General features: G+C 58.5%; 24 protein-coding genes. 8 read left to right on the plus strand and 16 right to left on the minus strand.

All coding sequences use genetic code 11. The features are described 5' to 3' along the window. From gspK to HB633_RS21065, 4 genes are all read left to right on the plus strand, one after another. Positions 1-1107, plus strand: coding sequence for a type II secretion system minor pseudopilin GspK (gene gspK, locus HB633_RS21050; RefSeq protein ID WP_346730345.1), 1107 nt, complete (start codon positions 1-3; stop codon positions 1105-1107). 64 nt (positions 1108-1171) lie between these two features. Further along, positions 1172-2479, plus strand: coding sequence for a type II secretion system protein GspL (gene gspL / locus HB633_RS21055; protein ID WP_213780090.1), 1308 nt, complete (start codon positions 1172-1174; stop codon positions 2477-2479). Beyond that, positions 2476-2979, plus strand: coding sequence for a type II secretion system protein M (locus tag HB633_RS21060; RefSeq protein WP_213780091.1), 504 nt, complete (start codon positions 2476-2478; stop codon positions 2977-2979). Before gspL ends, HB633_RS21060 begins: the two co-directional genes overlap by 4 nt. Next, positions 2976-3767: a type II secretion system protein N gene (locus tag HB633_RS21065; protein ID WP_213780092.1), complete on the plus strand. Its 792-nt coding sequence runs from the start codon at positions 2976-2978 to the stop codon at positions 3765-3767. The genes HB633_RS21060 and HB633_RS21065 overlap by 4 nt, the downstream gene beginning before the upstream one ends. Here HB633_RS21065 and HB633_RS21070 read toward each other — a convergent pair whose 3' ends face one another. The 6 genes from HB633_RS21070 to ada all read right to left on the minus strand — a co-directional run bounded on the left by HB633_RS21070 (position 3768) and on the right by ada (position 10885). Continuing rightward, positions 3768-5288, minus strand: coding sequence for an efflux transporter outer membrane subunit (locus HB633_RS21070; protein WP_213780093.1), 1521 nt, complete (start codon positions 5286-5288; stop codon positions 3768-3770). Positions 5289-5487: 199 nt separating this feature from the next. Further along, a complete protein-coding gene (locus HB633_RS21075; protein ID WP_213780094.1) occupies positions 5488-5748 on the minus strand; it encodes a hypothetical protein in 261 nt (86 codons plus the stop codon). A gap of 450 nt (positions 5749-6198) precedes the next feature. After that, positions 6199-6759 carry a hypothetical protein gene (locus HB633_RS21080; RefSeq protein WP_213780244.1) on the minus strand — a complete coding sequence of 187 codons (561 nt, stop codon included), beginning with the start codon at positions 6757-6759 and terminating at the stop codon, positions 6199-6201. 217 nt (positions 6760-6976) lie between these two features. After that, positions 6977-8596 carry a glutamate--cysteine ligase gene (gshA, locus tag HB633_RS21085; protein ID WP_213780095.1) on the minus strand — a complete coding sequence of 540 codons (1620 nt, stop codon included), beginning with the start codon at positions 8594-8596 and terminating at the stop codon, positions 6977-6979. Positions 8597-8851: 255 nt separating this feature from the next. After that, entirely contained in the window at positions 8852-9784 is a 933-nt protein-coding gene (locus HB633_RS21090) for an AlkA N-terminal domain-containing protein (RefSeq protein WP_213780096.1), read from the minus strand. After that, a complete protein-coding gene (gene ada / locus HB633_RS21095; protein WP_213780097.1) occupies positions 9785-10885 on the minus strand; it encodes a bifunctional DNA-binding transcriptional regulator/O6-methylguanine-DNA methyltransferase Ada in 1101 nt (366 codons plus the stop codon). 336 nt (positions 10886-11221) lie between these two features. Here ada and HB633_RS21100 point away from each other — a divergent pair, with 336 nt between their 5' ends. Continuing rightward, positions 11222-11629, plus strand: coding sequence for a VOC family protein (locus tag HB633_RS21100; RefSeq protein ID WP_213780098.1), 408 nt, complete (start codon positions 11222-11224; stop codon positions 11627-11629). Between the two features lie 14 nt (positions 11630-11643). Here HB633_RS21100 and HB633_RS21105 read toward each other — a convergent pair whose 3' ends face one another. Beyond that, complete coding sequence (locus HB633_RS21105; RefSeq protein WP_213780099.1) at positions 11644-12195, minus strand: YaeQ family protein; 552 nt, start codon at positions 12193-12195, stop codon at positions 11644-11646. Positions 12196-12443: 248 nt separating this feature from the next. Then, a complete protein-coding gene (locus HB633_RS21110; RefSeq protein WP_213780100.1) occupies positions 12444-12788 on the minus strand; it encodes a hypothetical protein in 345 nt (114 codons plus the stop codon). A 516-nt stretch (positions 12789-13304) separates the two neighbouring features. Between HB633_RS21110 and HB633_RS21115 the strand changes: the two genes are divergently transcribed. Next, a complete protein-coding gene (locus HB633_RS21115) occupies positions 13305-13931 on the plus strand; it encodes a LysE family translocator (protein WP_213780101.1) in 627 nt (208 codons plus the stop codon). A gap of 67 nt (positions 13932-13998) precedes the next feature. On the opposite strand, the gene dinD is transcribed toward HB633_RS21115, so the two are convergent. The 6 genes from dinD to HB633_RS21145 all read right to left on the minus strand — a co-directional run bounded on the left by dinD (position 13999) and on the right by HB633_RS21145 (position 20213). Beyond that, positions 13999-14841, minus strand: a complete 843-nt coding sequence (gene dinD / locus HB633_RS21120) for a DNA damage-inducible protein D (RefSeq protein ID WP_213780102.1) — start codon at positions 14839-14841, stop codon at positions 13999-14001. 204 nt (positions 14842-15045) lie between these two features. After that, on the minus strand, positions 15046-15948 hold the full coding sequence (locus HB633_RS21125) for a hypothetical protein (RefSeq protein WP_213780103.1): 903 nt from the start codon (positions 15946-15948) through the stop codon (positions 15046-15048). Beyond that, on the minus strand, positions 15935-16606 hold the full coding sequence (locus tag HB633_RS21130) for a hypothetical protein (protein ID WP_213780104.1): 672 nt from the start codon (positions 16604-16606) through the stop codon (positions 15935-15937). The genes HB633_RS21125 and HB633_RS21130 overlap by 14 nt, the downstream gene beginning before the upstream one ends. After that, positions 16596-17417, minus strand: a complete 822-nt coding sequence (locus tag HB633_RS21135) for a TIGR04255 family protein (protein WP_213780105.1) — start codon at positions 17415-17417, stop codon at positions 16596-16598. The genes HB633_RS21130 and HB633_RS21135 overlap by 11 nt, the downstream gene beginning before the upstream one ends. Before the next feature lie 492 nt (positions 17418-17909). Further along, a complete protein-coding gene (locus tag HB633_RS21140) occupies positions 17910-18959 on the minus strand; it encodes an integrase domain-containing protein (protein WP_255581045.1) in 1050 nt (349 codons plus the stop codon). 717 nt (positions 18960-19676) lie between these two features. After that, a complete protein-coding gene (locus tag HB633_RS21145; protein ID WP_213780106.1) occupies positions 19677-20213 on the minus strand; it encodes a hypothetical protein in 537 nt (178 codons plus the stop codon). 101 nt (positions 20214-20314) lie between these two features. Here HB633_RS21145 and HB633_RS21150 point away from each other — a divergent pair, with 101 nt between their 5' ends. Next, complete coding sequence (locus HB633_RS21150) at positions 20315-21220, plus strand: DUF2971 domain-containing protein (protein WP_213780107.1); 906 nt, start codon at positions 20315-20317, stop codon at positions 21218-21220. 206 nt (positions 21221-21426) lie between these two features. Further along, positions 21427-21918: a hypothetical protein gene (locus HB633_RS21155; RefSeq protein WP_213780108.1), complete on the plus strand. Its 492-nt coding sequence runs from the start codon at positions 21427-21429 to the stop codon at positions 21916-21918. Positions 21919-22472: 554 nt separating this feature from the next. Here HB633_RS21155 and HB633_RS21160 read toward each other — a convergent pair. Further along, positions 22473-23354: a hypothetical protein gene (locus HB633_RS21160; RefSeq protein ID WP_213780109.1), complete on the minus strand. Its 882-nt coding sequence runs from the start codon at positions 23352-23354 to the stop codon at positions 22473-22475. A gap of 188 nt (positions 23355-23542) precedes the next feature. Beyond that, a complete protein-coding gene (locus HB633_RS21165; protein ID WP_213780110.1) occupies positions 23543-24178 on the minus strand; it encodes a hypothetical protein in 636 nt (211 codons plus the stop codon). Between the last annotated feature and the right edge of the window lies 1 nt (position 24179).

Genomic DNA, 24179 nt, shown 5'->3' on the forward strand with positions numbered 1-24179 from the left:
ATGACGCGCGTTTCGTCGATGAAGGCTGCACGCAAGGAACAAGGCGTTGCGATCATCAGCGCGCTTCTGGTGGTGGCGTTGTCGGCGATCATCGTGTCCGGGTTGTTGTGGCGGCAGGAAGTGCAGATCCGCCGCATCGAGAACCAGCGGCTGCTTTCGCAGGCGCAATGGATTTCGCGCAGCGCGCTCGACTGGACGCGCCTGATCCTGCGCTCGGAAGCCGATACCGCGCCGAACGTCACGTATCTCGGCGGCGTGTGGGGCGTGCCGATCGCGAAGACACGCTTGTCGGATTTCCTCGGGCAGATTGGCGAGGTGCGGGCGCAGCAGGGGGCATCGACGTATTTGTCGGGATCGATTGAAGACGCGCAGGCCAAGTTCAACCTGCGCAATCTCGTTTCCACGCCAACGCCGGGTTTGCTGACCATCAACGTGGAAGAGATCCAGTCGTTTCAGCGGTTGTTGACGCTGCTGGGGCTCAACGGATCGCTCGCGAAAACCGTGGCCTTGCAGTTGCGCGCGGGGCTGGCGCAATCGGCGACGCGGTTTCAGACGCAAGGCACGTCCGCGGCCACTTCGCAGCAGGCGGCGGTCCAGGGACTTGCCGCGGGCGGCGGTACAGGCGGCGGCAATTTCACCGACGACCCGGGCCTCGCCGACGCCGACAGCAACGCGCCCGTGGCGCCGCTGCAGATGATCAACGTGGAGTCCCTGCTCGACGTGCCGGGTTTCTCGCCGGAAATCGTGGATAAATTGCGGCCGTTCGTGACCGTGCTGCCGACCACGACGTCGGTGAACATGAACACCGCGACCGCCGAAGTGGTCGCGGCGACGGTGCCGGGCATGTCGCTTTCGCAGGCGCAGGCGTTCGTGGCGCGGCGCGAGACTGTGTTTTTCCACGATGTCGGCAACGTGCAACTCGCGCTGACCGGCGCGGGCGTGAAGTCGGATGGCATCGATATGAACCAGATGGACGTGACAACGAAGTACTTCCTGATCCATGGCCGCGTTGAGCACGAGCGCGCGGAAGTGGACCGGACCACATTGCTGTATCGGGATCCGGCGACGCACACAACGCGTATCGTTTATGTGCGCGACCAGCTTTGATGCGAAGTACAGTGAATATCCTTCAAGCACTGAACACCCATACCCGAAGAGAAGAGAGCGGCCTTTGAGCACATTGATCGTCCTACTGCCGCCGCGCGATCCGGCGGTGCGCTCCGAAGAATGGCATTTGCCGGAGCTGCCGTTTTTGCTGCTGGACAAGCGCAACGTCACGCAACGCGCCGGTCGCGCCGCGCTCGGGCTCTTGCCGCGTGCAAGCGCCACGGTGCTGATCGTCGCTGCGCGCGACCTGTTGCTGACCGCCGCGTTATTGCCCCCGCTGAAAGGGCCGCGTCTGCGCCAGGCCTTGCCGAACGTGGTCGAGGATCAGCTGATCCAGGACCCGCAGACGTGTCACATCGCCGTCGATCCCGTTGCGCTGGCAAGCGGGCGGCGCGTGATGGCGGTCATCGATCGCGGCTGGTTCCGGTTCTTGATGGAAGCGTTCGCGAACGGCGGGCATCGGAATGTGAAAGCCGTGCCGGCAATGCGTTGCCTGCCGCTGCATGAAAGCGATCCCGACGTGCCCAATCCGTTCGTTGCGGGCGTTCTGGGCGAGGTGATTCCGACCGCGCCCGCATTGCTCGGCGGCGATGCGCTGGCGCCGCCGCCGAACGCCGCGCCGCGCGTGGAGATTGCGATTGCGCGCGGTGAACACGCCGCGCTCGGCGAAGGTCTCGCGATTCCCGCCGATGCCGTCTCCACAACGCTCGGCGCACTCGCCGGCGCGCAGCCCATGACGCTGTACGCCCTGCGCGATGTACCCGGTGCGGAGCCACGGCTTGCATCGGTTTCTTCGCGCGTCGCGATTCCGGACGCCGAACCGCTGCCCTTTGAAGTGCTCGCGCGCAACGCGCTCACGAACCGCTTCGACCTGTGCCAGTTCGAGTTCGCCGCCCAGCCGTGGCGCCTCGACCGCGCGACCATGCGCCGCTTGAAAGTGCCGGTGGCGCTTCTCGCCGGGGCGCTGATCGTGTCGATGATCGGCATCAACATCCAGTGGATCCAGCTCGCCCGGCAACGCGACGCGATCAACGCGCAGATGACCGAATTGCTGCTGAACACGTTCCCGAAAACCACCGTCGTGCTCGACGCACCCGACCAGATGGCGCGCCAGCTGGACCGGTTGCGGCTGGCATCGGGGCAATTGTCGCCATCGGATTTCCTCTCGATCGCCGATGCCTTCGCGCGCGCGCTCGGACCGATTCCGGTCAATGGCATTGCGGCGCTCGATTATCGCGACAGGAAACTCGACGTGACCTTCAAGCCTGAAACCAAGGTCGATCCCGGCCTGCAACGGCGTCTGATTGCAAACGGACTGACCGGCGCGATCGATACCAACACGGGCAAGTGGTCCGTCAGGAGCGGCCAATGAAACAGGCAATCACCGATACCGCCAACGAATTCTGGTCCGCCCGGACCCAGCGCGAAAAGACCATCCTGATGTGGGGCGGGGCGGCGCTGGCTATTGTCATCGTGTATCTCGTTTTGTGGGCGCCTGCGTACGAAGGCCGTGCGCGGCTGCGCGAATCGCTGCCGCGCATGCAGGCGCAGCTCGCCCAGATGACGGCGCAAGCCAACGAAGCGCGCTCGCTGACCGGCAGCGCGCAAGGCGCCACGCCGACCGGCGGCGCGCTGCGCGACGCGCTGACCAAGTCTCTCGCCGACAACAGCATGCCCGCGACACAGGTCCAGGTCGTCGGCGCGGCCGTGCAGTTCCAGTTGAAGAACGTGTCGTTTCCCGAGTGGACCGTCTGGCTCGACGATGTCCGCAAGCAGTACAAAGTGCAGGTCAACGAGGCGCATATCACGGCGCAAAAACCCGATGGCCAAGTGGATCTGACGGCATCGTTGCAACCGGCCCAGGGACAATGAACTACGGAACACGACGGCTTCTTGCCGCCTGGCCGTGGGTCGCGGTGGCGGTTGTATCGGTGATCGTCACGTTATTTGTCATGCTGCCTGCCGCGTGGATCGTGCCGCAGTTCGGCAAGAACACGGGCGGTCACGTCAATCTCGTCGATCCGGCCGGTTCGCTCTGGAAAGGCTCGGCTACCTTGATGCTCGCCACCGGCGGCGGGGGCGAAGGGGCGACCTTGTTGCCGGGACGCGTTGAATGGCGTACGGCGTTCTGGCCGCTGTTCACCGGTCACGTGCGCATGCAGATGGGCCAGACGGAAGCCATGCCGGACCCGGTTTTCGTCGATGCAAGCCCGAAAGGGTCGACATTATCGTCGGGGTCCATTGCGGTGCCGGCGAGTTTGCTCAGCGGTTTGGGCGCGCCGTTCAATACGCTCGATCCGGACGGCAACGTGCGTCTGACGTGGACCGATTGGCGCGTGCTTGGCCGCAATACGTACGGCCAGGTGATCGTGACGCTCGACGATATGTCTTCGCGCGTGTCGCGCGTGAAGCCGCTCGGGTCATATCGGGTGGTGTTTCAGGCGGAAGGGCAGTCGGGCACGATCAACCTGACGACCGCGCGCGGGCCGTTGATGCTGACCGGGCAAGGGGCGGTATCGCAGGGTTCGAGTTCGTTCAGCGGCGTGGCGACGTCGGCGCCGGAAGCGCGCGAGAACCTGGCAGGGTTGCTGAACCTGCTCGGCCGGCATACTGGACCGGATACCGTCGAGCTGACGCTCAACCGGTCAGGCGCACCTTGATTACTGCTTGGCCAAAACCGGACCGGATGTAAGCGCTGAGCTTGAGCTTGCCGCCGCAGCGGGCGCTGCCGCCGTCCCGGTTTCCTCGTTCATTTGTGCGGTTTCCCAGCCGCCGCCAAGCGCCTTGATCAATCCCACCGAAGACACCATCCGCTGACCGGCGATACTCGCGAGCTTTTGCTGCGCGGTGAATGCCGTGGTCTGCGCGGTCAGCACGTTGATGAACCCGACTGTGCCCGACTTGTACTGATTGGTGACGATGTCCAGCGCCTGCTGCGCCGACGCGACCGCCTGCTGCTGAACCACGATCTCGTTGGCAAGAATGCGGATGGACGCGAGATTGTCCTCGACGTCCTGGAACGCCGTCAGCACCGCCAGACGATACGACGCGACCGACGCGTCGTACGCCGCGCGCGCGGCTTCTGTACGGGCGGCGCGCAAACCGCCATCGAAGAGCGTCGCGGCAATGCTTGGTCCGAGCGTCCAGAATTGCGAAGGTGCGCGCAGCAATTGCGAGAACACCGAACTCTGGAACCCGCCCGATGCCGACAGCGTCAACGTCGGGAAAAACGCTGCAATCTCCACGCCGATCTGCTCGTTCGCCGCCGCCGCCTTGCGCTCGGCTGAAGCAATGTCAGGCCGTCGCTCCAGAATGGACGATGGCAGATCCGACGGAATGGTGGGCGGCGTTGCATCGAGCGGAGATGACGCGATGCTGAACGTGGATGCCGGCTCGCCCACCAGCACGGCAATCGCGTGTTCGAATTGCGCGCGCGACACACCGTTGTCGATAGCCGACGCCTGCGCCGATTGCAATTGCGTCTGCGCCTGAATCACGTCCGAGCGCGCGATCGTGCCCTGCGCGTATTGATTTTGCGTGAGTTGCAGCGTGCGTTGGTAGGCGGCGACGGTATCGTCGAGAAGCTTTTGCTGCGCGTCGAGCGAGCGCAACTGGAAGTACGTCTGCGCGAGTGTGGCCTGCGCCGAGAGCCGCGCGTTGGCGAGGTCGGCGGCGGCGCTTTGCTCGCCGGCACGCTGCGCATTCACCGTGCGGCTGACGGTACCCCAAAGATCCGGTTCCCACGATGCATCCAGCCCAAGGTTGTACGAATTGCTCACGCCGTTACTGGAAAACTGCGAGTTCGTGGACCGGCTGCCCGACCCCGACCGCGTTCCTGACGCGGACAATCCCACCGTCGGGAAATACGCCGAACGTGCTTCTGACACGAGCGCACGCGCTTGCCGATACGTCGCCGCAAACTGCTCGATCGTCTGATTCGATGTATTCAGCCGCCCTTCGAGTTCGTTGAGTTGGGCGTCGTCAAAGATGGTCCACCAGTTTCCCCGATCGATGCGGTCAGCCGGTTGCGCGACCTTCCAGCCTTCGGGCGCTTCTTTATAAGCGGCGGGGATGGGGGCATCGGGCCGTTTGTAATCGGGGCCGACGGCACAGCCGGCAAGCGCCAACACCACGACAAGCGCGGATCGTCGATAAAAAACGGGGATTCGGGTGTGCGGCATCTGCTCTGGATTCCTGTCGGAGGCTGCGCGTTTCCGGCGCCAATGGCGCCCAAGCGAAACGGGTCCGAAATGGTAACTGAATGCGCGCGCAAGGCGCGCATATGGGCAGACGTAAGGGTAACGGCTTGAAAGGAAACTGGGTTTACGCGCGTGGAAGATTCGGTTACGAGCCGTTACGCCACGCAAACATCAGCTGTTGTCAGGCGTCGCAGCGTTTAGGGCTGCACAGCAGCGGCTTCGTGGCAACCGCTGCTGGCTTCGCCGACTTGCGGGTCTTCCGGTTCTCAAACCATGCCGCGCCCAACACCACAAACGAACCACCCGGCAACAAGAACACAATCACGTAAAGCGCAAGTTTCCACGAACTGAGGTTCGGCGGAAGGATGTGTAGCAACGCGGACGTGACGGAGTGGCCGAAGCGTCGGCCGAGGAGGCGGGTGGTTTGGGCAGCGCGGTTCATCGGTAAATCCATATACGCGCCGAAGGTTTTCAGCGCTTTCAGTCGGTCAGAACATAGTCTCGGGTGGCGCCTTGGCGCGTAACTCGGTCATTAGAATAATATTGACTATGCAATCGATTTTCAAGATGCATAGCTTGCCATTTTTTCCGATGTTGTTTTTCGGCCGCAGCAACGTGGTGCAGCGCCGCCGTTATGTACAGCGGCAGGGATTACGCTTTTATCCTTGTAGTTGGCCCGGTTTGCGAAAATGGTTGACGGACGAGAAGGCGTCGATAAAAGCATTAATCCGCCATTGAACCGACAAAAACCGCTCCGAGAGAAAAGAATGCCTAAGCAAGTGTTTTATCTATGATGCTGATAGGGTTGTCCCGGACGCGTTCTGCGTCCTCAATGGAAAGGGCCGCATTCGTGAACGAACGCGGCCCCCTCGTTGCTTTACGCAACGCTGGTTTATTCCGGTGTCTGGCTCTGGCCTGACTGACCTGGCTGATTGTCGAGCGTAGGCGGCATCTGCTGGACGGGCGTGGCGGGTGGTATGGGCCTGGCCGGTGCCGCCGGCGAAACGGGCGGCAATGCGTTGGTTCTGGCCGTGGCGCCCGCCGGCGTGCCCATCTGCGAAGGGCCGCCGCGCACGAACTGTTTGAAATCCGCACCGGCCTTCCACGGATTCGGCTCACAGCCGAGCATGTTGTCGCAATGCGCAGCGAAGCCGATGGTCGCCGTGCCCTCGTTGCTCGGTGTTTTGGTGATCTGGTAGGCAAGGGCGCGTTTTCCGCCCGATGGACCCGCCGTCTGGATGATCGAATCGGTAACCGTTTGCAGCTTGTATTCCGAATGGTTGGTCACCCAGACCTGAGCCCGGCCCCACCATGCGTCACACTCGGCCCTGTTGGTACAGGTGAGCGGCGCGGTGGCCTGCTCCATGGTCTCACCGGCGATCTGGCCGTTCGTCGAACAACCTGCGAGCAGCGCGAATGCCGCCGCGGCCGTGGCCAGTCCCGTGTTTTTCATCAAACTCGATTTCATTTTCCCCGCTCCTTTATTAGCGTTTGGCCGATCGGTCGCGCTCGTGCGATCGCGGAAACGGCCAAATCTGATTCGTCGCTAATTTCAGACCCGACGCAAGCACGAGCGTTTCCGTGCGTTGCGTCCTGTTGCAAAACCAGTAAGGGTTGCCGCTGCTGAAGGCGCGCGGCGCGGGAAAAGCTGCTTGAGGTGGCGACCGGGGTTAAACGCTGATTCGATTAAGCGTATATGCGCGGTACGCGCCGACAAATGCATCGAAGGAGCCGATTTCATCGCGTTCGATCCTTGCCTGATCGTCCAGCGATTTTGTTGCGAGCGCTTCCAGCTTGCGTTCGACTTCCGGCTCGAGCGGACGGCTGCGGAAATGATCCGCGTGCCGTTCGCTGATTTCGAGCGCGAAGGCGTCGAAGCTCTGGCCGCGTTCGCGCATGGTGGAAAGCACCTGGGCAGACGGCGTCAGCGATACATCCGCCAGGCGCGCGCGCTGGACCTTGAGGGCGAGGATGTGTTCATCGATGCCATGCAGTTCATCCAGCGCGCGCGCCACCGGCTCGATCGCGTCGAGCAGTTCGCCGGCCCAGCCTTGCATGGGCACTTCCCGGCCTTCACGAGCCAGCGTCAGGCCCGGCTTGCGCCCTTCCTTCGTGATGCGCGCAAAGTTTTCGTTGGCTTCCTCGTTGGCCGGGCGCGGCAACAACGGGCTGTCTTCGAGCGCGCAATACAACAAATACGCGTCCATGAAACGCGATGTCTGCAGCGAAATGCCAGTCGGCTCGAACGGATCGATATCGAGGCAGCGCACTTCGATGTACTGCACCCCGCGCGATGACAACGCGTGCAACGGCCGTTCGCCCGGCTGCGTGACGCGCTTTGGCCGGATGGTCGAATAGAACTCGTTTTCGATCTGGAGTACGTTGGTGTTGATCTGTACCCACTCGCCGTCGCGCTGCGTGCCGATCGCTTCATACGGCGGATGCGGCTCGCTGACAGCTTTGGCCAGGACATCCAGATAACCGTCGAGCGTGTCATAGCTCGGAAGCAGCGCGGCTTGCGCCGGGTTGTTCGTGTAGCCCAGATCGCTCATGCGCAGACTCGTCGCGTAAGGCAGGTAGAGCGTGGTGGCATCGAGCGTTTCGAGCGTATTCGGGCGGTCACGCAAGAACTGGCGGTTGAGCGCCGGGGATGCGCCGAACAAGTACATCAGCAGCCAGCTCGTGCGGCGGAAGTTGCGGATCAGCGCGAAATATCGCTCGGACTGGAAGTCCACCATGCGCGCGGTGCTTCGGCCGTCGAGCGCGGCCCACGCACGCCACACGTCTTCATGCAGCGAGTAGTTGTAGTGGATGCCGGCAATACATTGCATCGTGCGGCCGTATCGAAGCGACAAACCGCGGCGATACACATGCTTCAACATGCCGATATTCGATGTCCCGTAGTTCCCGATCGGAATTTCCTGGTCGGCGGGAAGTTGGCCGGGCATGGAGTCGTTCCACAGGAGTTCGTCGCCGAGGTGCGCATAAGCGAACCTGTGCAGCTCGTCCAGTTTGTCCAGCGTGATCGCCACGTCGTGATCAGCGGGCGTGATCAGTTCGATCAACGCCTCGGAGTAGTCAGTCGTGATGAGCGGATGCGTGAGCGCGGAACCGAACGCGCGCGGATGCGGCGTCGCCGCGAGCGCGCCGTTGCGCGTAACGCGCAGACTCTCCTTCTCGATGCCGCGCAGTCCCTGACGCAAGGCGGCGCCGGACGAACCGGCTGTCAGCGCCGAGAGACGCTCCAGGAAGGCGCTGCGGGAGGAGGATGAAGAATTCGTATTTGCCATTGCTGCGACATTTGCGCTCGGCGCGAAACTGCACGCGCCAAATCGGATTTTTGGGTAGCGGGCACTTTAACATCTCAGTGTAAGCCGTGCTTGAAGCCTTGCCGGGTAAGGGTTTGCGCGAATTTGGCAAGTTTCGCGCAGGCCTTTCGCGGCATGGCATTTTTCCGATCGACGCCGCGTTTGCGGTTCGGCTGCGCCAGCATGGGAGCGTTGCCGGATGTTGCGCGTGGTTATCGGCTGATCGTGGATGTTAGGTCAGCCGCCCTTGGCCGATCCCGCCCGATCCGCTATCTCGTTCCAGACATGCAGCGCGGCGTACGCGCGATACGGCCGCCAGGCCTCGGCACGGGCGCGAAGGGCGGCGGCTTTTGCCATCGATGGATCTCGCGCTGCGAGTGCCTGCATCAGGATCAGGTCGGTACCCGGCCACGCGTCGGCATCGCGCAGAGCACGCATTGCCACGTATTCGACCGTCCATGGCCCGATACCCGGCATTGCGAGCAAGGCGGCCCGGAGTTCGTCGCGATCCGCGCGAGGGTCGTCGAGCGGCAATGCGCCCGTCGCGACTTCGCGCGCGAAACCCTGCAGCGCCGCCACGCGCTTGCCGGGCATGCCGATCTTGTCGAGATCGACGTCGGCCAGCGCGGCGGGCGTGGGAAAACGCCAGGCGGTATCGGGATGAGGATGATCGGGAACGGGCGTGCCGGCGCGCTGGACGAGCCGGCCAATAATTGTCGATGCCGCCTTCACGCTGACCTGCTGTCCGACGATCGCGCGCACGACCAGCTCGAATCCGGACCACGCGCCTGGGACACGCAGGCCGGGCGCGGCTTGTGTGAGCGGTGCGAACCACGGATCGCGGGCGAGGTGCGCGGCGATGGTGGGGGCATCGGCGTGAAGATCGAACATGCGCGTCAAATGGTCGCCGATCGGCTTCGCATGGCGGCTCGCGGCGCCTTCGATCGTAGCAATAAGACACGGTTTCGTTGCGTGACGCGTGACGCTGAGCGTGCCCGGATCGCCCAGCCATTCGATCGCGCGTTTGTACGCGCCGTTCTCGACCGTTTCGACGCCCAACGTCGCGCGGCCCGAGAAAAAACGCAGGACGCGCGGCCAGTCATAAGGCTCGACGAAGGAAAGCTGCAGGCGAACAGGCTTGATTGCTGACAAATTGAGGGCGGTTTTCAATCAGGACGTCTCCGCCGTCTCGCGCGCGGCCTCATCGCGCCGCTCCTTTTCCGCCGATAACAACGCGACCTTGCGCGCCGTTCCCCATCGATACCCCGCGAGCGCCCCGTCCTTATGCACCACACGGTGACACGGGATCGCGAGCGCCACCGGATTCGATGCACACGCGCTCGCCACCGCCCTTACCGCGCGCGGCGAGCCGACGGCTTCGGCAATCTCGGAATAACTGCGCGTCTGGCCGTACGGAATTCGCTGCAACGCGTCCCATACGCGCTGCTGGAACGCGGTTGCGCTGATATCGAGCGGCAGGTCGAAGTGCGCGCGCGTGCCGCGCAAATAGGCATCGATTTGTTCGATAAACGGCGCCAGCCTTGCCTGATCCTCGATGCGCTCGGCTTCAGACAGTTCCAGTGCAAGGTCGGCTTTGAGCACCGTGGCGTCATCGCCGAAAGCAATTTTGCAGATGCCTTTTCCGGTCGCGGCGACCAGCACCGTGCCCAGCGCCGACTGCGCGGTCGCGAAATGTACGACTAGCCCCGCCCCCTTACGCCGATAAACCGAAGGCGTCATGCCAAGCTCGGCCGGCGCGGCGCCGTACATGCGCGATGTCGAGCCGAAACCGGCGTCTTGCGTGGCGCGGGTGACAGCGTCGCCGCGCTGCAGGGCGCCGCGCAGCGCATCGGCGCGCCGGGCCGCCTGATATTGCCGCGGCGACACGCCGACAACCCGCGAAAACAAGCGTTGCAGATGAAACGGGCTGACATGCACGGCATCGCTTAGCTGGGCGAGTGTCAGGCGTTCTTGCGGATCGGCATCGAGCACTTTGCACGCGCGCTCCACGATTGCCAGTTCCCGTGACAATCCGCCCGGCTGACACCGCTTGCACGCGCGATAACCGGCCGCTTCCGCTTGCTGCGTGTTTTCGAAGAACTCGACGTTCTCCCGGCGCGGCGGCCGCGACGCACACGATGGCCTGCAGAAAACGCCGGTCGTGCGCACGGCGTAGAAAAACGCGCCGTCAGCGCTGGAATCGCGGCTGGACATGGCGTTCCAGCGGGATTCGGTGTCGGTGAACGCGGCAGTGTTTTGATTGGCTTTCATCACATTCCTCACTAGACGAAGGGTACGTGATTACTGTACTGACGGGCGTTTTACGGGGCGCGCCGGTTCTTGCGCTGTCATTCCTGGTGGCCGTTGATAGGCCGCCAAGCGCCTGGACAAATGACGCGCAGATGCGACACTTCGGCACCATAGGGGTTTTTACTACGATAAGTGTTGCAACGTACGAACCCACTGTGTAATATCGGAACTGTCTCCTCCATGTCTCCTCCTGATATGGATTCAGCCCGCTCCGCAACGAGTGGGCTTTTTTTCGTCCGTACCTTTCGTGTTGAGGTTTTCATCAGGCAGAATTTCCGGACAAACCGGAGATTTCCGATGCAAATCCACATCCGCGAGATCGATCATGTCGTGATTCGGTGCGCTAACCTCGACGCCATGGTCCAGTTCTACGCCACCGTGCTTGGATGTCCGGTCGAGAAGGAGCAGCGCGAACTCGGGCTGATCCAGATGCGCGCGGGGCGTTCGCTGATCGACTTGCTGGCGGTCGGCGCCAGGATCGACCGGCCGGAAAGCGGTACGCCGGGCGCGGGCAACAACATGGATCACGTGTGCTTGCGCGTCGATCCGTTCGATGCCGCCGCCCTGCGCGCGCATCTAATGGAGAACGGCGTGCGCCTGGGCGAAGAAGCCCGTCGATACGGCGCGGAGGGTTTCGGCCCATCGCTGTACTTCTTTGATCCGGAGGGCAATCTCATCGAATTGAAGGGACCGCCCGAGGCGTAAAAGCGCCGCTGAGATCAGCGCGGCGCGCCCTTGAATACCGTCCAGTCGATGGCAACCGGGTCCACGCTCGCGCTTCCCAGCGACGCCTCACCGTCCTGCACCGTGCATTGAAGCCGCATCGTCCGTTCCGCCAACGCGCCGAGCGCTGCGGCGACGCCATCGGTGAGCGACCAGACGGTCACATTCTGCATCCGCTCGACCTTGGCTTTCACGCCTTGCCACCAGATTTCCGACGTCCGGCCGCCGTACGCAATCACAATGACTTTGTCAGCGCGCCCGCTCGCCTTCGCGATGCGCCGTTCTTCCGGCTGACCTACTTCGATCCACGTCTCGATTTGCCCCGTCAGATCCTTTTGCCAGAGATCGGGTTCGTCGGTGTCCGAGAGGCCTTTGGTGAATTCCAGGCGCTCGCTCGCGAATAACGCAAAGGCGGCGACGCGCACCATCATCCGGTCGTCGGTTTCGGACGGATGCCGGGCAATGGTCAGCGCGTGGTCGCCGTAGTAATGCCGATCCATGTCGGCGATTTGCAGTTCAGCTTTATAGATTGTGGATTTGAGGGCCATGCAACACCGAAAAGCCTCGGGTGAGAGGCCGTAAAAGGGATTTGCTACAGATTTGGCGATGAACGCAGCCGATGGCGCGTGCGCCGACGCGTGATGATACCGAACGCGTGCGCTGGTTGCGGAGATTAGCGTGAAGGGAATGTCGTGCCGGACGATGCGTCAGAACCGGCACAGGTTGTTGCCTGACGTTGTGTGCTGAAACGCAAATCGGCGCCAGGCGCCGCCGATCTCGTCACGAGCTTAAAAGTTTATTGCTTGATAAACCGGTCAGCAGTCCATAAGCCTTGAGTATCGCTATTCGAGGCATTCACGAATTCAACGTCATGACCGACTACGCGCACCACGCGGAAATGTGCGTCTTCCGGCGTTGCCAAACATTGAAAGCCCGAGAAGAATTCCTGCATTTTCTGTTGCTCGCCGGCCTGGGCATGTTGATCGGCGGAATCAAATTTATCCTTCGATAAACACCCGTACGAATTAGGCAAGAAACTGAATGTTTGTTGCGGCTGGATTACTGTGTCCTGGGCTTGGACTGACGTAATAGCGGCGAATGCACAGATCACCGCGGCACCTGCGACAGCGCTTTTTCTCATTTATCGCCTCCTTGAAACTATTTCTCGGGACGTAGCTGTGTATTCAGCGGCTAGTTATTAATATGCAGCGTTATCCTAGACCAGGAATTTGAAAGAGCAAGCACGAGTTGTGTGCGCTCGCAACACGGCAAATTGCCGCAGTTTCATCTGCCGTCCGTTTTAAGACGCCCGTTAGCAAATGATGCGGTGCAATTAGCTTGCCGATAAAAAATGCCCGGTCCACGAGAACCGGGCATTAAACCTCACGAATGAGGGAGGAGACACTTCGCATTAGCGGACCTGATCGCTGGTCAAAGTCCGGTTATTGTTAAGCATTTTATGTGCCGGTAATCAAGCGCCAGACGAGGCAACCAATCGTCAGATGAAAAGCCTTTAGTCTCAGGCACTTGGCTTGACGCAAGGTGCGCACGACTCGCACGACAAGACTGAGCGCCTTCCATTTCCACGTTTTTTTGTACAAATTGTTGTCAGGAACGCGCCGTCATGGATTAATCAGCGCTTCTTTCAGGAGCTCACATGACACTTACTCAATGGCTGCCGTTCGCGATTGCATCGGCGATTCTCGTCGCAATACCCGGACCGACCGTGCTGCTCGTGGTGTCCTACGCGCTGGGACACGGCCGGAAATACGCGTTTGCGACTACCGCCGGGGTCGCGCTCGGTGATCTCACATCCATGACGGCGTCCATGCTCGGGCTTGGCGTGCTGCTGGCGGCATCGGCGGAAATGTTCATGGTGGTCAAATGGATCGGCGCGGCTTATCTCATCTATCTGGGTATCAAGCTTTGGCGCGCGCCCGTGATCGATACCGACGCGGTGCAGACCCCCGCCGAATTGCGCACGGGACGGATTGTCGCGCATGCGTACGCGGTGACTGTGCTGAACCCGAAGAGCATCATTTTCTTTGTCGCGTTCCTGCCGCAATTCATCGATCCACATGTGGCCAGCATCTCGCAAATCGCGATCATGGAGGCGACGTTCGTTGGTCTCGCGGCCGCGAATGCGTTTGGGTACGCGATGCTGGCATCGGTGGCGCGGCGGGCAATCAGGCGTCCGAGCGTGCAGCGTGGGGTCAACCGGACGGGCGGCGCGCTGCTGATGGGCGCGGGGGTGTTTGCGGCGGTTTGGAAGAAGGCGGGGTAGGGAAAGTCAGTGAGTCGGATTGCGTCCGGTCTCCAAAGGGCGGCCGAACAGCGAGTTGACTAATTAACTATCCGTTCAGCTTGTTTCTTTGCCGTTCGAGTTGTTGGACGCTGACTTCTGGCGTAGGTAACGACTCGGGCATTGTTCCGCCCAGTTCGCGGATTGTCTGGCGCACTTTGCTTCCCACATCGAAATGAGTTTGGTTCGCTTGTCTCTTACCGGACACCTCATCTCTGCGAAGTTTTTCTTCGGTCTGCGTTGCTCGAAACAGATTGGCAGCGAGTTCGGTGCTGCCCATGTGATCCAGGATTTTTTGGCTCCTTTTCAGCCCCTTGTGCGCGTGAATATCCTTCGCGTCCAAGCCGCCATATAAGCCTTTATAGCCGTGATTCTGAAAGACCGCGTAGTCCAAAGTTGTCTCAACGCCGGCCTGGCGCGCGGTGGCGCTCAGCGCCTTGTTGTGATGCGTCAACTCGTCGCGAAGCATAAGACGCCGCTGGTCTTCCGACATGCCGGCGAACGCCTTGTTATCTTGAAGCTCCTGACGACGAGTCTGCAGGGCAAAGTACGTTTGACCGTTCGCGATAACCGGCTTCGAGGGGTCGCCGTTCTGAACGATCAAATAGCAGGCGTACCGTGAAAGCTTATAGTCGGTGATCGCGCGCTTTGCTCCAGAGCCAAGAACGACCATTTTGGTGACTTCACCGAAATGGTCGGCAGTCATGTGGTACGAGCGTTCGCATGCAACTTTGGCTTTCTCGACTACCTGCACGAAATTGCGCCAATCTTGATAGTCGAGCAACGGGGCCAGGTCGCGTGCGTACCAAAATTCCGACTTGTCTTCGTTCAGCTGCTTGATGCTCTCGAAGGTCTGGTGATGCAGCGCCGTGATGGACTTGTCATTTGGCATTGCGCCTCCCAAGGTTGATCGCCCTACTGCCGATGTTCTGGACGATTGTACTGTGTTTTTGTACAGGTTTGCCATCGCCCCACACAGTCACTTCAATACAAAACCTTGATAAGACCGTGAGTTGCAAGCCAGTGGCTCATCTAATGCGTGGTACCCATAATTGTGTACCTTAGTGTGTACCAAAAGCCTGCGTCGCTACGCATCTTATGCAGCAAAAGAAGAGTCTGATAGATGGTCAACCATCGAATATCGCACCAATGAACGAAGCTGGCTTAACGTCGTACCGCTTTCGGTTCTGGCATCGATCCCCGAGGCCACGATCCGAATTCCAAAGCGCTTGGCAAGCTCGGCGCGTGTGACTTTCGTTTCGCTATCCGACGGGTCGGGCACCTTGTCTTCAAATAAATGCTTCACCAACGTATTCCGGACATCCGCTGGAGACTTATCGTCGTGCGTAACCAGCGTGAATTCGAGGTTATACGGCGGCGGCATTAACCCGAGCGTACCGGTCCATGGTTCTTCATCGTCCCGTTCGAGAGAGAAGTAGATGCCGTAGAGCGAGTCGGACTCTCGGACCAATTTCTCCTCAAGAACTTGTTTCACCTTGGATTTTGCAAGCGCGTCAGCAAATTCGTCTGGCAGCGCGACACGGGTATAACTTCTGCCAAGCCAACCCGCAAGATTGTCCAGCCAAAGGGCCCGAGTGTTGTGGGGCTCGCTCACAACGTCCTTAATGCTGTAAAGCGGCGCTGGAATACGCGCTAAGATTTTCCGCGGCAGCCACCGACGTTTTTGAATGTCGATTGCAAGCGCCATGACAACTTCGACCGCATGAGCTTCGACGTGTATTACTCGGGGTTCATTACCTTTAACAAACCTGGGACTGCAAGCCTCGACGCATGTCGCTCCGACTATTTCAAATACTGGAACCTTCTCGAAGGAGTGGTTCTGAAGATTGCAAGTCTGGGACGCGATAACCCACCAGTCTGCTTCATCGCACGCGAAGCCGACTTTCGCGAGGTCACCGCTCGATATAACTGCCCCTTGCCACCACTCAGCCTCTTTGATTTTCTGAAGAATGGCGGGAAAATCTTCAGCCAGCGTCACTTCTGCGGTCAATATCGGCGAGATTTGAGTTGCCGATGAAGACGCCGGTTCGGCGCACCGGATTCGCCATGGCAGCCATTTCGACAGAAAGCCCATTCAATTTAGCCGCAAGGGCGTCTGTGAGATCAGAGCCGACAAGCGTATCACTTTGCAGCGTCGACAGGAATGAGCCACCAGGCAGTGCAATGTTCCAAACTGCCTTTAGCCTTTTGAGGTCAGCCTCACCTGAATTATTAAGCAGTTCAGCCAGCACTCTAATTTTGTCGCCCTTCTTTGCGTTGCGCGGACTTTGTCCCTCGTACCAGTCGTAGACTGTCTTTCTTGTCACAGAGAAGAGCTCCGCCAACTGAGTGACTGAGATATCTAGTCGCGATTTGATCGCATCTAGTTGTTCCGGCACGGTCCATTCAGCGGAAGCTGTCTCCGTCGATTGAGGCGGCGAGAACGTTTGGGGTGTGACGAGGAAGGGCACTCCGTCTACGAAAAATGCCATTCCCTTAGCTTTAAGCAAGCTACCCGGTGTCCCAAATGCCGTTACTGTCGGCAACCAAACGATAGCTCCGGCGGAGCTCGCATCAGGCGCCGTGTATTCGTAGTAAGCCGGTGTCTGAATTGGCATAGACGTTGCCGACGGGGAGGGCGGAAGATCAGGCCACATTGTTTTCTCCTTTCCATACAGCGAAAGCATGATCCGTGCAGACATTTGCGTCCCTAAAAAACGCGTTGGCCCGCTGATGCAAGCCATCTAAAAATTGCTCAATTTCCTGACAAGAGGTTGTCCGGTGAGGCACGGGAAAACTCCTGCTCGCATCAATATCAAGCATTAGCTGATCCGGCCCAAGCGGTGGAATCTGCAGAGGTTGAGCCGGGCCTTGCACAGCGCCAAAAAGACCTATCAAATCGATTGGTATCGAAGGCATTTCTGCTGTGTAAGCAATGCGTGCTGCTAACTTTTCCTCTCCGAAGCTGTAGCCATATTGGGACAGCCCACCTGTGGCTTTGAAAGGCACGACCTGAGGAGTTAAAAATCCGGCAGCCATATAGTCCGACAGAGTTTCGCCACCCCGTGTTTTGAATCGATCGACGTATCGAACGCCGACCGCGGTTATATCCAAAAACTTCATCAGATCAAACAACACTGCAAGGCATCGGTGGATTTCGGCCCGAAAATCAGAAAATCGTTTGTACTTAGTCGTGAAGAAAAGAATTTGTTCGGTGCCAATTTGGGCGCCGAGTGACCGATCGCTCGACATGATCTGCCACGCCACAGTGGTCTGTGGAAAGTTCATCGCGCCGGGAACAACGAATTGCACCTGTTGCTGAACCTGCTGCATGAGAGGCATTGACTCGCGTAACCGACCATGAATTTGCGGCATAACCTCTGGCAGTTGCGCAAGCGGCGCAAACCGCACCGAGGCGATTGCATAAATCAGTGGCGAGTTTTTTAGGATTCCGCCGCGATCGCTCATCTCACCCTTGCCTTTTCGTGTAGTTCGGAGTAAACCGCGAAACTATACATCAAACTATACACGGTCGGGTTAGTGTTCAACAGAAAAATGTGTTAGCTAAGTCGCAATTTGCTACGTTGGATCTGTCAAATGCTGGTCTGTGGCGGTACTGTCCATCAATAAACTGACGTCACTTGGAATGTTGCTAGCCTCATAAGAGAGGAGCCCATTCACCTTATGAGAGGCGAATGAAAGGTGCCATGAAGCCGCAGTTTAGGCGCGTCCCTCAACGCTGCTCTCGCCTTACCGTACTGAACAGGGTCACTCAGATACAGATGGACCTCGCTGTTCATCCACACCGTACATCGTGCAGATAATTGAATTGGTGGCGGGGCCAGCCCAGCAAGGCAGCGTTGGCGCCAACTCTCGCGGCACATTCCAACAAATGGCTCGATCTGCTTCCAACGGGAATGCCCAACAAGCGGCAATGTGTTGATGTGCTTGTGCATGTTATCAGCCTCCCTCACACACAACTTGACGGCCATAAACCTGTTCTACCCACGTCCCGCGCCCGTCACCGTGCCCGAGAAACGTTGATACGCCGGCAGCAGCCTCGCGCTTTGAGACGCCGGCCTCTTTCATCCTCTGCAAATGCTCGGTCGCATACCTGTAGCGCAGGCTGTGTGGCGCCTGCTCGCCAACCATGCCGACCCGTCGGACAACATAGTGGTAACGGTCCATCGCCTGCTTAAGCGTTTGCTTGCGGATCAGCCGGCCACCGGCTTGCTTTGATAGGTCTAGGGCATGTCGCACCGTGTCCGTCGCTCGCACGCGATCCAGTGAAGGGCTGCGGCGCGTTTTGCCGCCCTTGGTGCCATGAATCACCGTGACGAAACCATCGGTGACTGGATTGGATAGCGCGCGGAGCCAGTCAGCTAGCGACTTCACACTGCGTACGCTCTCCTCTGCGCGTAATCCGAATTCGAGCTGGAGTTCCAGCGCCATTGCGATACCGGGGTCGATCGCATCGACCGCGACACGGAATTGCGCGAACACTTCGCGCGACATCGGTCGCTTGGTGCCGGCGCGGCTGCTTCCCGAAACGCCCAGCGTGTCGTTGCTAAGCTTGTCGGCGAACGAGCGGCGCTTGATACCTTCGAGCGCGGTGCGGACATGCGCCAGGTTGTTGGCGATGGTTCGCTTGGAACAGTTCCGCGACATCATATCGTCGACCCAAGCCACGACGTGCTTCTCCTTGACCTGTGCCACGGTGTGGACCTGATACCCGGCGCGCCAGAGAAAACGGGCAAAACGGTCGAGCGACTGCTCCCGACCTTTGAAGGTCAGGTTGGCCTGTTTGCCACGCGCTTTGCGCGCAGCGCGGCACAGGTCGGCCGCTAGTGATTGGTGAGACATCCGCTGCTCCACGATTCGGGTTGAAGAGGCTCGAACTCCGTGGTCTTCCGGATCGACACGAAAGAGACGGCACAGCACCGTCAGGAAGACAGCAATGGAGAGCACGAGCCCCGGCCCGGTGAGGTCAGGAGTGTTCTGCGGCAGCAAGCCGACGCAGCCTATTGCGTGACATCGATCCACTAGGATCGGACGTCGCGCGCCAAGAGGTCACTTCTCTCCGTTTGCTCTCGTGTTTTGGCTGTCGACCGATCGGGAGCGCCAATGCCCGACCGCGAATAGGAAGAGGACGTCGTTCGACGTCAGAGCGAATGCCAGGGCGCCGGTACTGTGTCCGATGCTTCTACATGGAAGCGATGGACAACAGGAGCCGGCGCATGGCGGTGGCGCGGGTTGCGCGCATATCTCGGAAGATGGACCGCGTGTGTGATCTGGAAGGGTGCCGCTGTATAAGCGACTTCAGCAAGCCATGCAAATGGCTGCGAAGGTGGTAGGCGAAAACGGATGCAGGGAAGAACAGAAGGGTTCGCGGAATGCACGAAGAAGATAAGCGACACGCGAAACCGATGGGCGGATTTTGGGTATCGTTTTTGGAGCCTCGAAAATTTTCAGGTCAGGGCGAAGTGCTCGCCAATTCGCAGATTGTTGATTGCGAACTGTGAGGCCTCGATAACCCAACTTCCCAAGACATCCGGTCGATGCGCAAGAGCGCGGTTTTGTCGAAGATTAAACGCCATAGAAACGTCTTGCAAGCGAATTTTTGCGGTGCGAGTTTTGGCACGTTGAGAGGTTCCAGAGTGACGCAAGGCAACAATGATTCAATGCAATGCCGAGCCCGCCGAATCACAAAGTGACAGCGTCTGCGAATCAATTTGTGGGTTTCGGAGTATTGTCGAGATCCACCGAAACAAAGATGTTTGCAAGGGGTGAGTAATATGTAACGCCGTCTTTTTCCAACTTGTCTGAGGCGGCGCGTCGTACCAACTCTCTTTCCGAGCTAACCGCTGCTGCCAAACTCCCTACATCTCGCCGAGTCCAATTTGGGCCCGAGTGGCTGAACGACTTCTCGGAATAGCGGAATTGATAGTCTTCGTGGCCGGACGCGAGATTTATGATTAGCGTGTCGAATTGATGTGGTTGCGCAAGTGCGATTCCCTGCGCTTTTGCTGCGGCCCACAATCGCTTAAGATCGTGTCCCCATGGTTTTTTTTCCCGGTAACCTTTGAGTCGAAGATATTCTTTTAGAAAAAGCTCGACACAGTGAGAGTAAAGAAACATCGTAGGGAATATTTTGTGCCCCGCCACGCTTTTTCCCGCTGATATCTGATCGACGAGAAGATCGGCCGATTCTCGATACGACACGGCAAGTTCGTAGGTCGATGTTTGAATGTCCGCTTTCGCCATCGTATTTATGTCCGCAAAATAGGTTAAGAGTTATCGCCTGCAAATGTCGTATAGTCTCAGCCAACCGCTGTATGCGGCGGCGGTTAGTTTCGGAGTGAAATATGCTAGCAAATACAAGAGGGGAAAACTCCCTCTACAAATACTACTCGGCATCGACAGCTCTTTCGGTGCTAAGGGCGGGCAAGTTCCGATGGGGATCTCCGGCAAGCTTCAATGACCCATTCGATCACTCTTTCGCAATGCATATGACTGGAGATAAAGATCGTGCAATGCATCGACTTGTGGAGGGCGCGGCCGATATCATCTTCTCGTCACAACCGCCAGTCATCAAACAACCAAATGATTTCACAGCGCTCCTGATGTTAGTCAGATCCGGCCCATCGGGCAAACTGACTCGCGAAACATGGACGCGTGATGTTTGGCCAGCCCTACAGGCGGGGCAAGCAAATGCTCTTTCGTATCTAGCCGAACAGAATGAAATGTGGAAGCGGCAATCAGAAACGGCTCGGATCTTCTGTCTGTCCGAAGTTCAAGACAGCATGCCTATGTGGGCTCATTACGGCGCCAATCATGGCGGTGTCGTTATGGAGATCCGTGGTCTAGCTACTCTCGATTCCTCGTTTCTGGTAGCGCGTCCAGTCGAGTATAGTCAAACAATGCCTGCTCTTGGAGACTACGATGAAATGATCGAAGGATATTTGGGAAACAGATCGTGGATGGAGAGCGAAAATCTGTTCCACAAACTTGCCTTTGTGAAGGCTGAGCAATGGCGTTATGAACAAGAGTGGCGAGTCGTCACTTATGCAGCTCAAGCAGAAGCCTACAACGATTATAAATTTAGTCCGTTGGAGTTGCCGTGTCTTTACATGGGTGTCAAATGCACAAAATCCGACCAGAACGGCCTGATCGCCCAAGTTAAGGCCGCTTATCCTTTTACGAAAATCTTTCAGATGGAAGTGCATCCGACACAGTTTTCGCTGGTGCCTAAATTGGTCTACGAACCATAGTTACGCCGTCATATCCGTACCACCCTTCTATATTCTTGTGAGAATGTTAATCGGCAACATCGAGTGAGCAGCGATGCAGTGAACAGGTTCATTTCAATCAAATCAAGACGTGCCTGAACTCAAGCCTCGCGAGTTTCTGCCGATATCCGGTCTAGGCCGGTACCTAACACCGCCCCAACAAAACGACAACTATCCGGGGTTTTCTCATGTTCATTCCAAAAACTGCCGTCGTGCTTTGCGCAGTGACGATGTTCTCTGGCTGCGCGTCCATTATCGGCGGATCGTCGCAATCCGTCTCAGTTCAAACCACCAAAGGTGAAACGATGGTCGCGGGCGCGATGTGCACTCTCACCAACGATAAAGGGACCTGGTTTGTCACGTCGCCGGGTACGGTCTCGATTCATCGCGCTTACGACGACTTGAGCGTGGTGTGCAAGAAAGACGGTGAAGAGCCAGGCGCGATGACGATCAAGTCGAGTACCAAGGGCATGGCATACGGCAACATTCTCGCAGGCGGCATTATCGGCGCCGCAGTAGATATGGGCACTGGCGCCGCATACGACTATCCATCGCTAATAACGGTTTCGATGGGGCTGACGACCATTATTTCGCCGCCCAAGCCAATGCAGCCAACTCCAGGACCGACAAACGCGGCCGCGGCTCAGACGGCAGCTTTGCCAGCAGTTGCCACCAAATAATTGATCGAGAAAGAACCCGCCGGAGACTGGCGGGAGCGCATGAGGCCGGTAAGAGAGGCCATTGCAAAGGACGAAGCGAGTTTACGTCCGCAAAGTCGAGAAGCATAGCCTTCGGCGCGAAACGCAGAATTTCGCAGACGGTTGTAAACCCACGGGTTTCAGCCTAAGCTTGTGGGGATAAGAACCGATCCAAAAGACGCACCTGAGGGAAAGATGAATATCCAGCTAGCCATTTGCGCAATCGGACCGGTCATGTGCATCGGTATTTACACGCTTTTAAAAAAGTGCGCGGCGTCACTTCGCCGGCGGGACGAACTTAGAAAGCGCATCAGCCAAGAGGCGTGGATCAATCGGCACCGTGGGATTTGATGCGTTCTTGAGCGACGTACCAAGGGCTTTGCTGACGAACATTCGGTTCTGAGCGTTGTCGAGCAAGCCGCCAACGTATGGAACCCGCTTCAGCCCTGACCCGATCGACACGAAGCGCGATTGCTTTCACCGCTTGCTTTGGATGAAATTTAGTCGGCGCTCGTGTTTTGATCGCGGGGGCGGACTTATCGGATCTCCGTCCAAATGTTCAGGGCAAACGTCCCCGTCGAAATCGTGAGGTTGTAATTTGCCCCAGGCGGAACAAGGAATGTGAATGTATCGAAGCTACCATTCGGTACCGACTTCACACCGCATTGAGCCGAGTTTAATTGGTAGGTTATTAGGCCGCTCGACGTCGCGCTAAACGAAACGCTCACGAAAATGGGTTTCGTCGTTGTGTTGGAATACGTTGTGCCGATACCGCGTGATCCAGTCACATTCGTTATGGCCTGGTTCGTTCCGCCTACGCCAGCTGTGTTGTTGTATGTGACGGACGAATTTTGCTGCAACTCGCCCGAAATAACGTACCAGTTTGTTCCGCCGTTAGATTCAAGCGTTGCCGTGTCGAAACCCGACATACTGAAGCTAGTTGCAGTCGAGGATGCAGGCGTGCTGATCGTGTCCGTTCCTTGCCGTTGGATTGTGGCAATACCGTTTGCAGCGATAAGAATGGAAATTCGCGAGCCGGCAGGAACTGATGCCGCCAACGGAAGAACCTGTGTCGTGGCCGTGGGCGAATTGATATAAACACTTGCTCCCCCATACGTAGACGGCCATGTTGAACTGACAGCAACTGCGATCGTAGAGGCAGCGTTGATCCCGCGTGCGACAAGTTGAGATAGCGCAACGGCATCTTGCGGGTTCGTCGCGTTGGCAAGTCCAGTCAGTTTATTGTTGCCCAGCGGAATATTGTTCGTGGGTGTGCTCTGGCCGTCTTTAGTAATGCAGTTGGTCAGCCCGTTCGACAAGTCGGTAATCGTATTGTTCTGCGTTGTAGACGAAATCACGGTGCCGGTGACCACAGGATTGCCCTGGGGGGTCAAAAATACGCCTGCGCCATTAAACATTTTCATTCTCCATTAATTAAAACCAACGATAGGATCAAACTTGCAGCGGTTAGCTGACTGCATACTGGTACTGCAATTGCCGAATATCCTGGAATGCTTGCTTTAAAAGCCGTTTTTCAGCCGTCCATTCCGATGAGCGTTGCCCATGCTTCAATGCGTTCTTCGACGCCGCCTTTTTTCCTTCATCGCTAATCGGCCCGGTCGATTTCTGCCATGGCTGCCATTGCCGGATCAACTCCGCTTGTCGAGCCTTGCGCTCTGGTGTCCATCCATTCGCCATGACTGGCCTCCAAAAGTTCGTTCGTCGGTTTTTGCGTTTGCTCGGACGCACGCGAGGGTTTGCCGTTATTAACCTGCTGCGGCCCGTTCGATACGTTGGCCTGCTGGATAAACGCAACCGATCGCGGCGCCTTTAAATCGCCCAAGGTTTGAAGCGTTGCGCGGCACTGGCCTTGAGCCTTCAATGCCATGCGCAAATATGTCTCTGCTGCTTGCGGATAACTCGGCATGTTCAGCGCCGCACGACGTGCCATTTCGTTGAATACCGCGTCCAGCGTGTGCGCCTGGCTCAGCAGCATCGATTCGGCGCGCGTCATATCACCGTCAGCCAGCTTCGCGGTCTGCGCGTTCATTTCTGCGACTAGGTGGTTGACGTCCGCGCCCTTGGTCAGAGCACTGAACATCTGCGCGGTCGCTGCAGCGGAAACTTCCGGTTTCGTCGCAAACTTAGAGAGCGTCACCGCGTGGTCTTCGCCGGCCACCTCAACCACCTTGAGCATGGTGACCTTCGTTTCCGGCTGTTCGGATGTGGGTTTGTTCGCCATC

It is taken from the genome of Caballeronia sp. dw_276, assembly GCF_018449635.1.
GTDB lineage: Bacteria > Pseudomonadota > Gammaproteobacteria > Burkholderiales > Burkholderiaceae > Caballeronia.

Bases quoted from the DNA above. Each gene is read 5' to 3' on its own strand.
- HB633_RS21060 (WP_213780091.1), top strand. From the start codon at position 2,476: ATGAAACAGGCAATCACCGATACCGCCAACGAATTCTGGTCCGCCCGG.
- HB633_RS21110 (WP_213780100.1), bottom strand. From the start codon at position 12,788: ATGAGAAAAAGCGCTGTCGCAGGTGCCGCGGTGATCTGTGCATTCGCC.
- HB633_RS21160 (WP_213780109.1), bottom strand. From the start codon at position 23,354: ATGTTTAATGGCGCAGGCGTATTTTTGACCCCCCAGGGCAATCCTGTG.
- HB633_RS21155 (WP_213780108.1), top strand. From the start codon at position 21,427: ATGTTCATTCCAAAAACTGCCGTCGTGCTTTGCGCAGTGACGATGTTC.
- HB633_RS21105 (WP_213780099.1), bottom strand. From the start codon at position 12,195: ATGGCCCTCAAATCCACAATCTATAAAGCTGAACTGCAAATCGCCGAC.
- HB633_RS21080 (WP_213780244.1), bottom strand. From the start codon at position 6,759: ATGAAAAACACGGGACTGGCCACGGCCGCGGCGGCATTCGCGCTGCTC.
- ada (WP_213780097.1), bottom strand. From the start codon at position 10,885: ATGAAAGCCAATCAAAACACTGCCGCGTTCACCGACACCGAATCCCGC.
- HB633_RS21145 (WP_213780106.1), bottom strand. From the start codon at position 20,213: ATGGCGAAAGCGGACATTCAAACATCGACCTACGAACTTGCCGTGTCG.
- HB633_RS21065 (WP_213780092.1), top strand. From the start codon at position 2,976: ATGAACTACGGAACACGACGGCTTCTTGCCGCCTGGCCGTGGGTCGCG.
- HB633_RS21130 (WP_213780104.1), bottom strand. From the start codon at position 16,606: ATGTGGCCTGATCTTCCGCCCTCCCCGTCGGCAACGTCTATGCCAATT.
- HB633_RS21075 (WP_213780094.1), bottom strand. From the start codon at position 5,748: ATGAACCGCGCTGCCCAAACCACCCGCCTCCTCGGCCGACGCTTCGGC.
- HB633_RS21115 (WP_213780101.1), top strand. From the start codon at position 13,305: ATGACACTTACTCAATGGCTGCCGTTCGCGATTGCATCGGCGATTCTC.
- gshA (WP_213780095.1), bottom strand. From the start codon at position 8,596: ATGGCAAATACGAATTCTTCATCCTCCTCCCGCAGCGCCTTCCTGGAG.
- HB633_RS21100 (WP_213780098.1), top strand. From the start codon at position 11,222: ATGCAAATCCACATCCGCGAGATCGATCATGTCGTGATTCGGTGCGCT.
- gspK (WP_346730345.1), top strand. From the start codon at position 1: ATGACGCGCGTTTCGTCGATGAAGGCTGCACGCAAGGAACAAGGCGTT.
- HB633_RS21135 (WP_213780105.1), bottom strand. From the start codon at position 17,417: ATGAGCGATCGCGGCGGAATCCTAAAAAACTCGCCACTGATTTATGCA.
- HB633_RS21150 (WP_213780107.1), top strand. From the start codon at position 20,315: ATGCTAGCAAATACAAGAGGGGAAAACTCCCTCTACAAATACTACTCG.
- dinD (WP_213780102.1), bottom strand. From the start codon at position 14,841: ATGCCAAATGACAAGTCCATCACGGCGCTGCATCACCAGACCTTCGAG.
- HB633_RS21165 (WP_213780110.1), bottom strand. From the start codon at position 24,178: ATGGCGAACAAACCCACATCCGAACAGCCGGAAACGAAGGTCACCATG.
- HB633_RS21070 (WP_213780093.1), bottom strand. From the start codon at position 5,288: ATGCCGCACACCCGAATCCCCGTTTTTTATCGACGATCCGCGCTTGTC.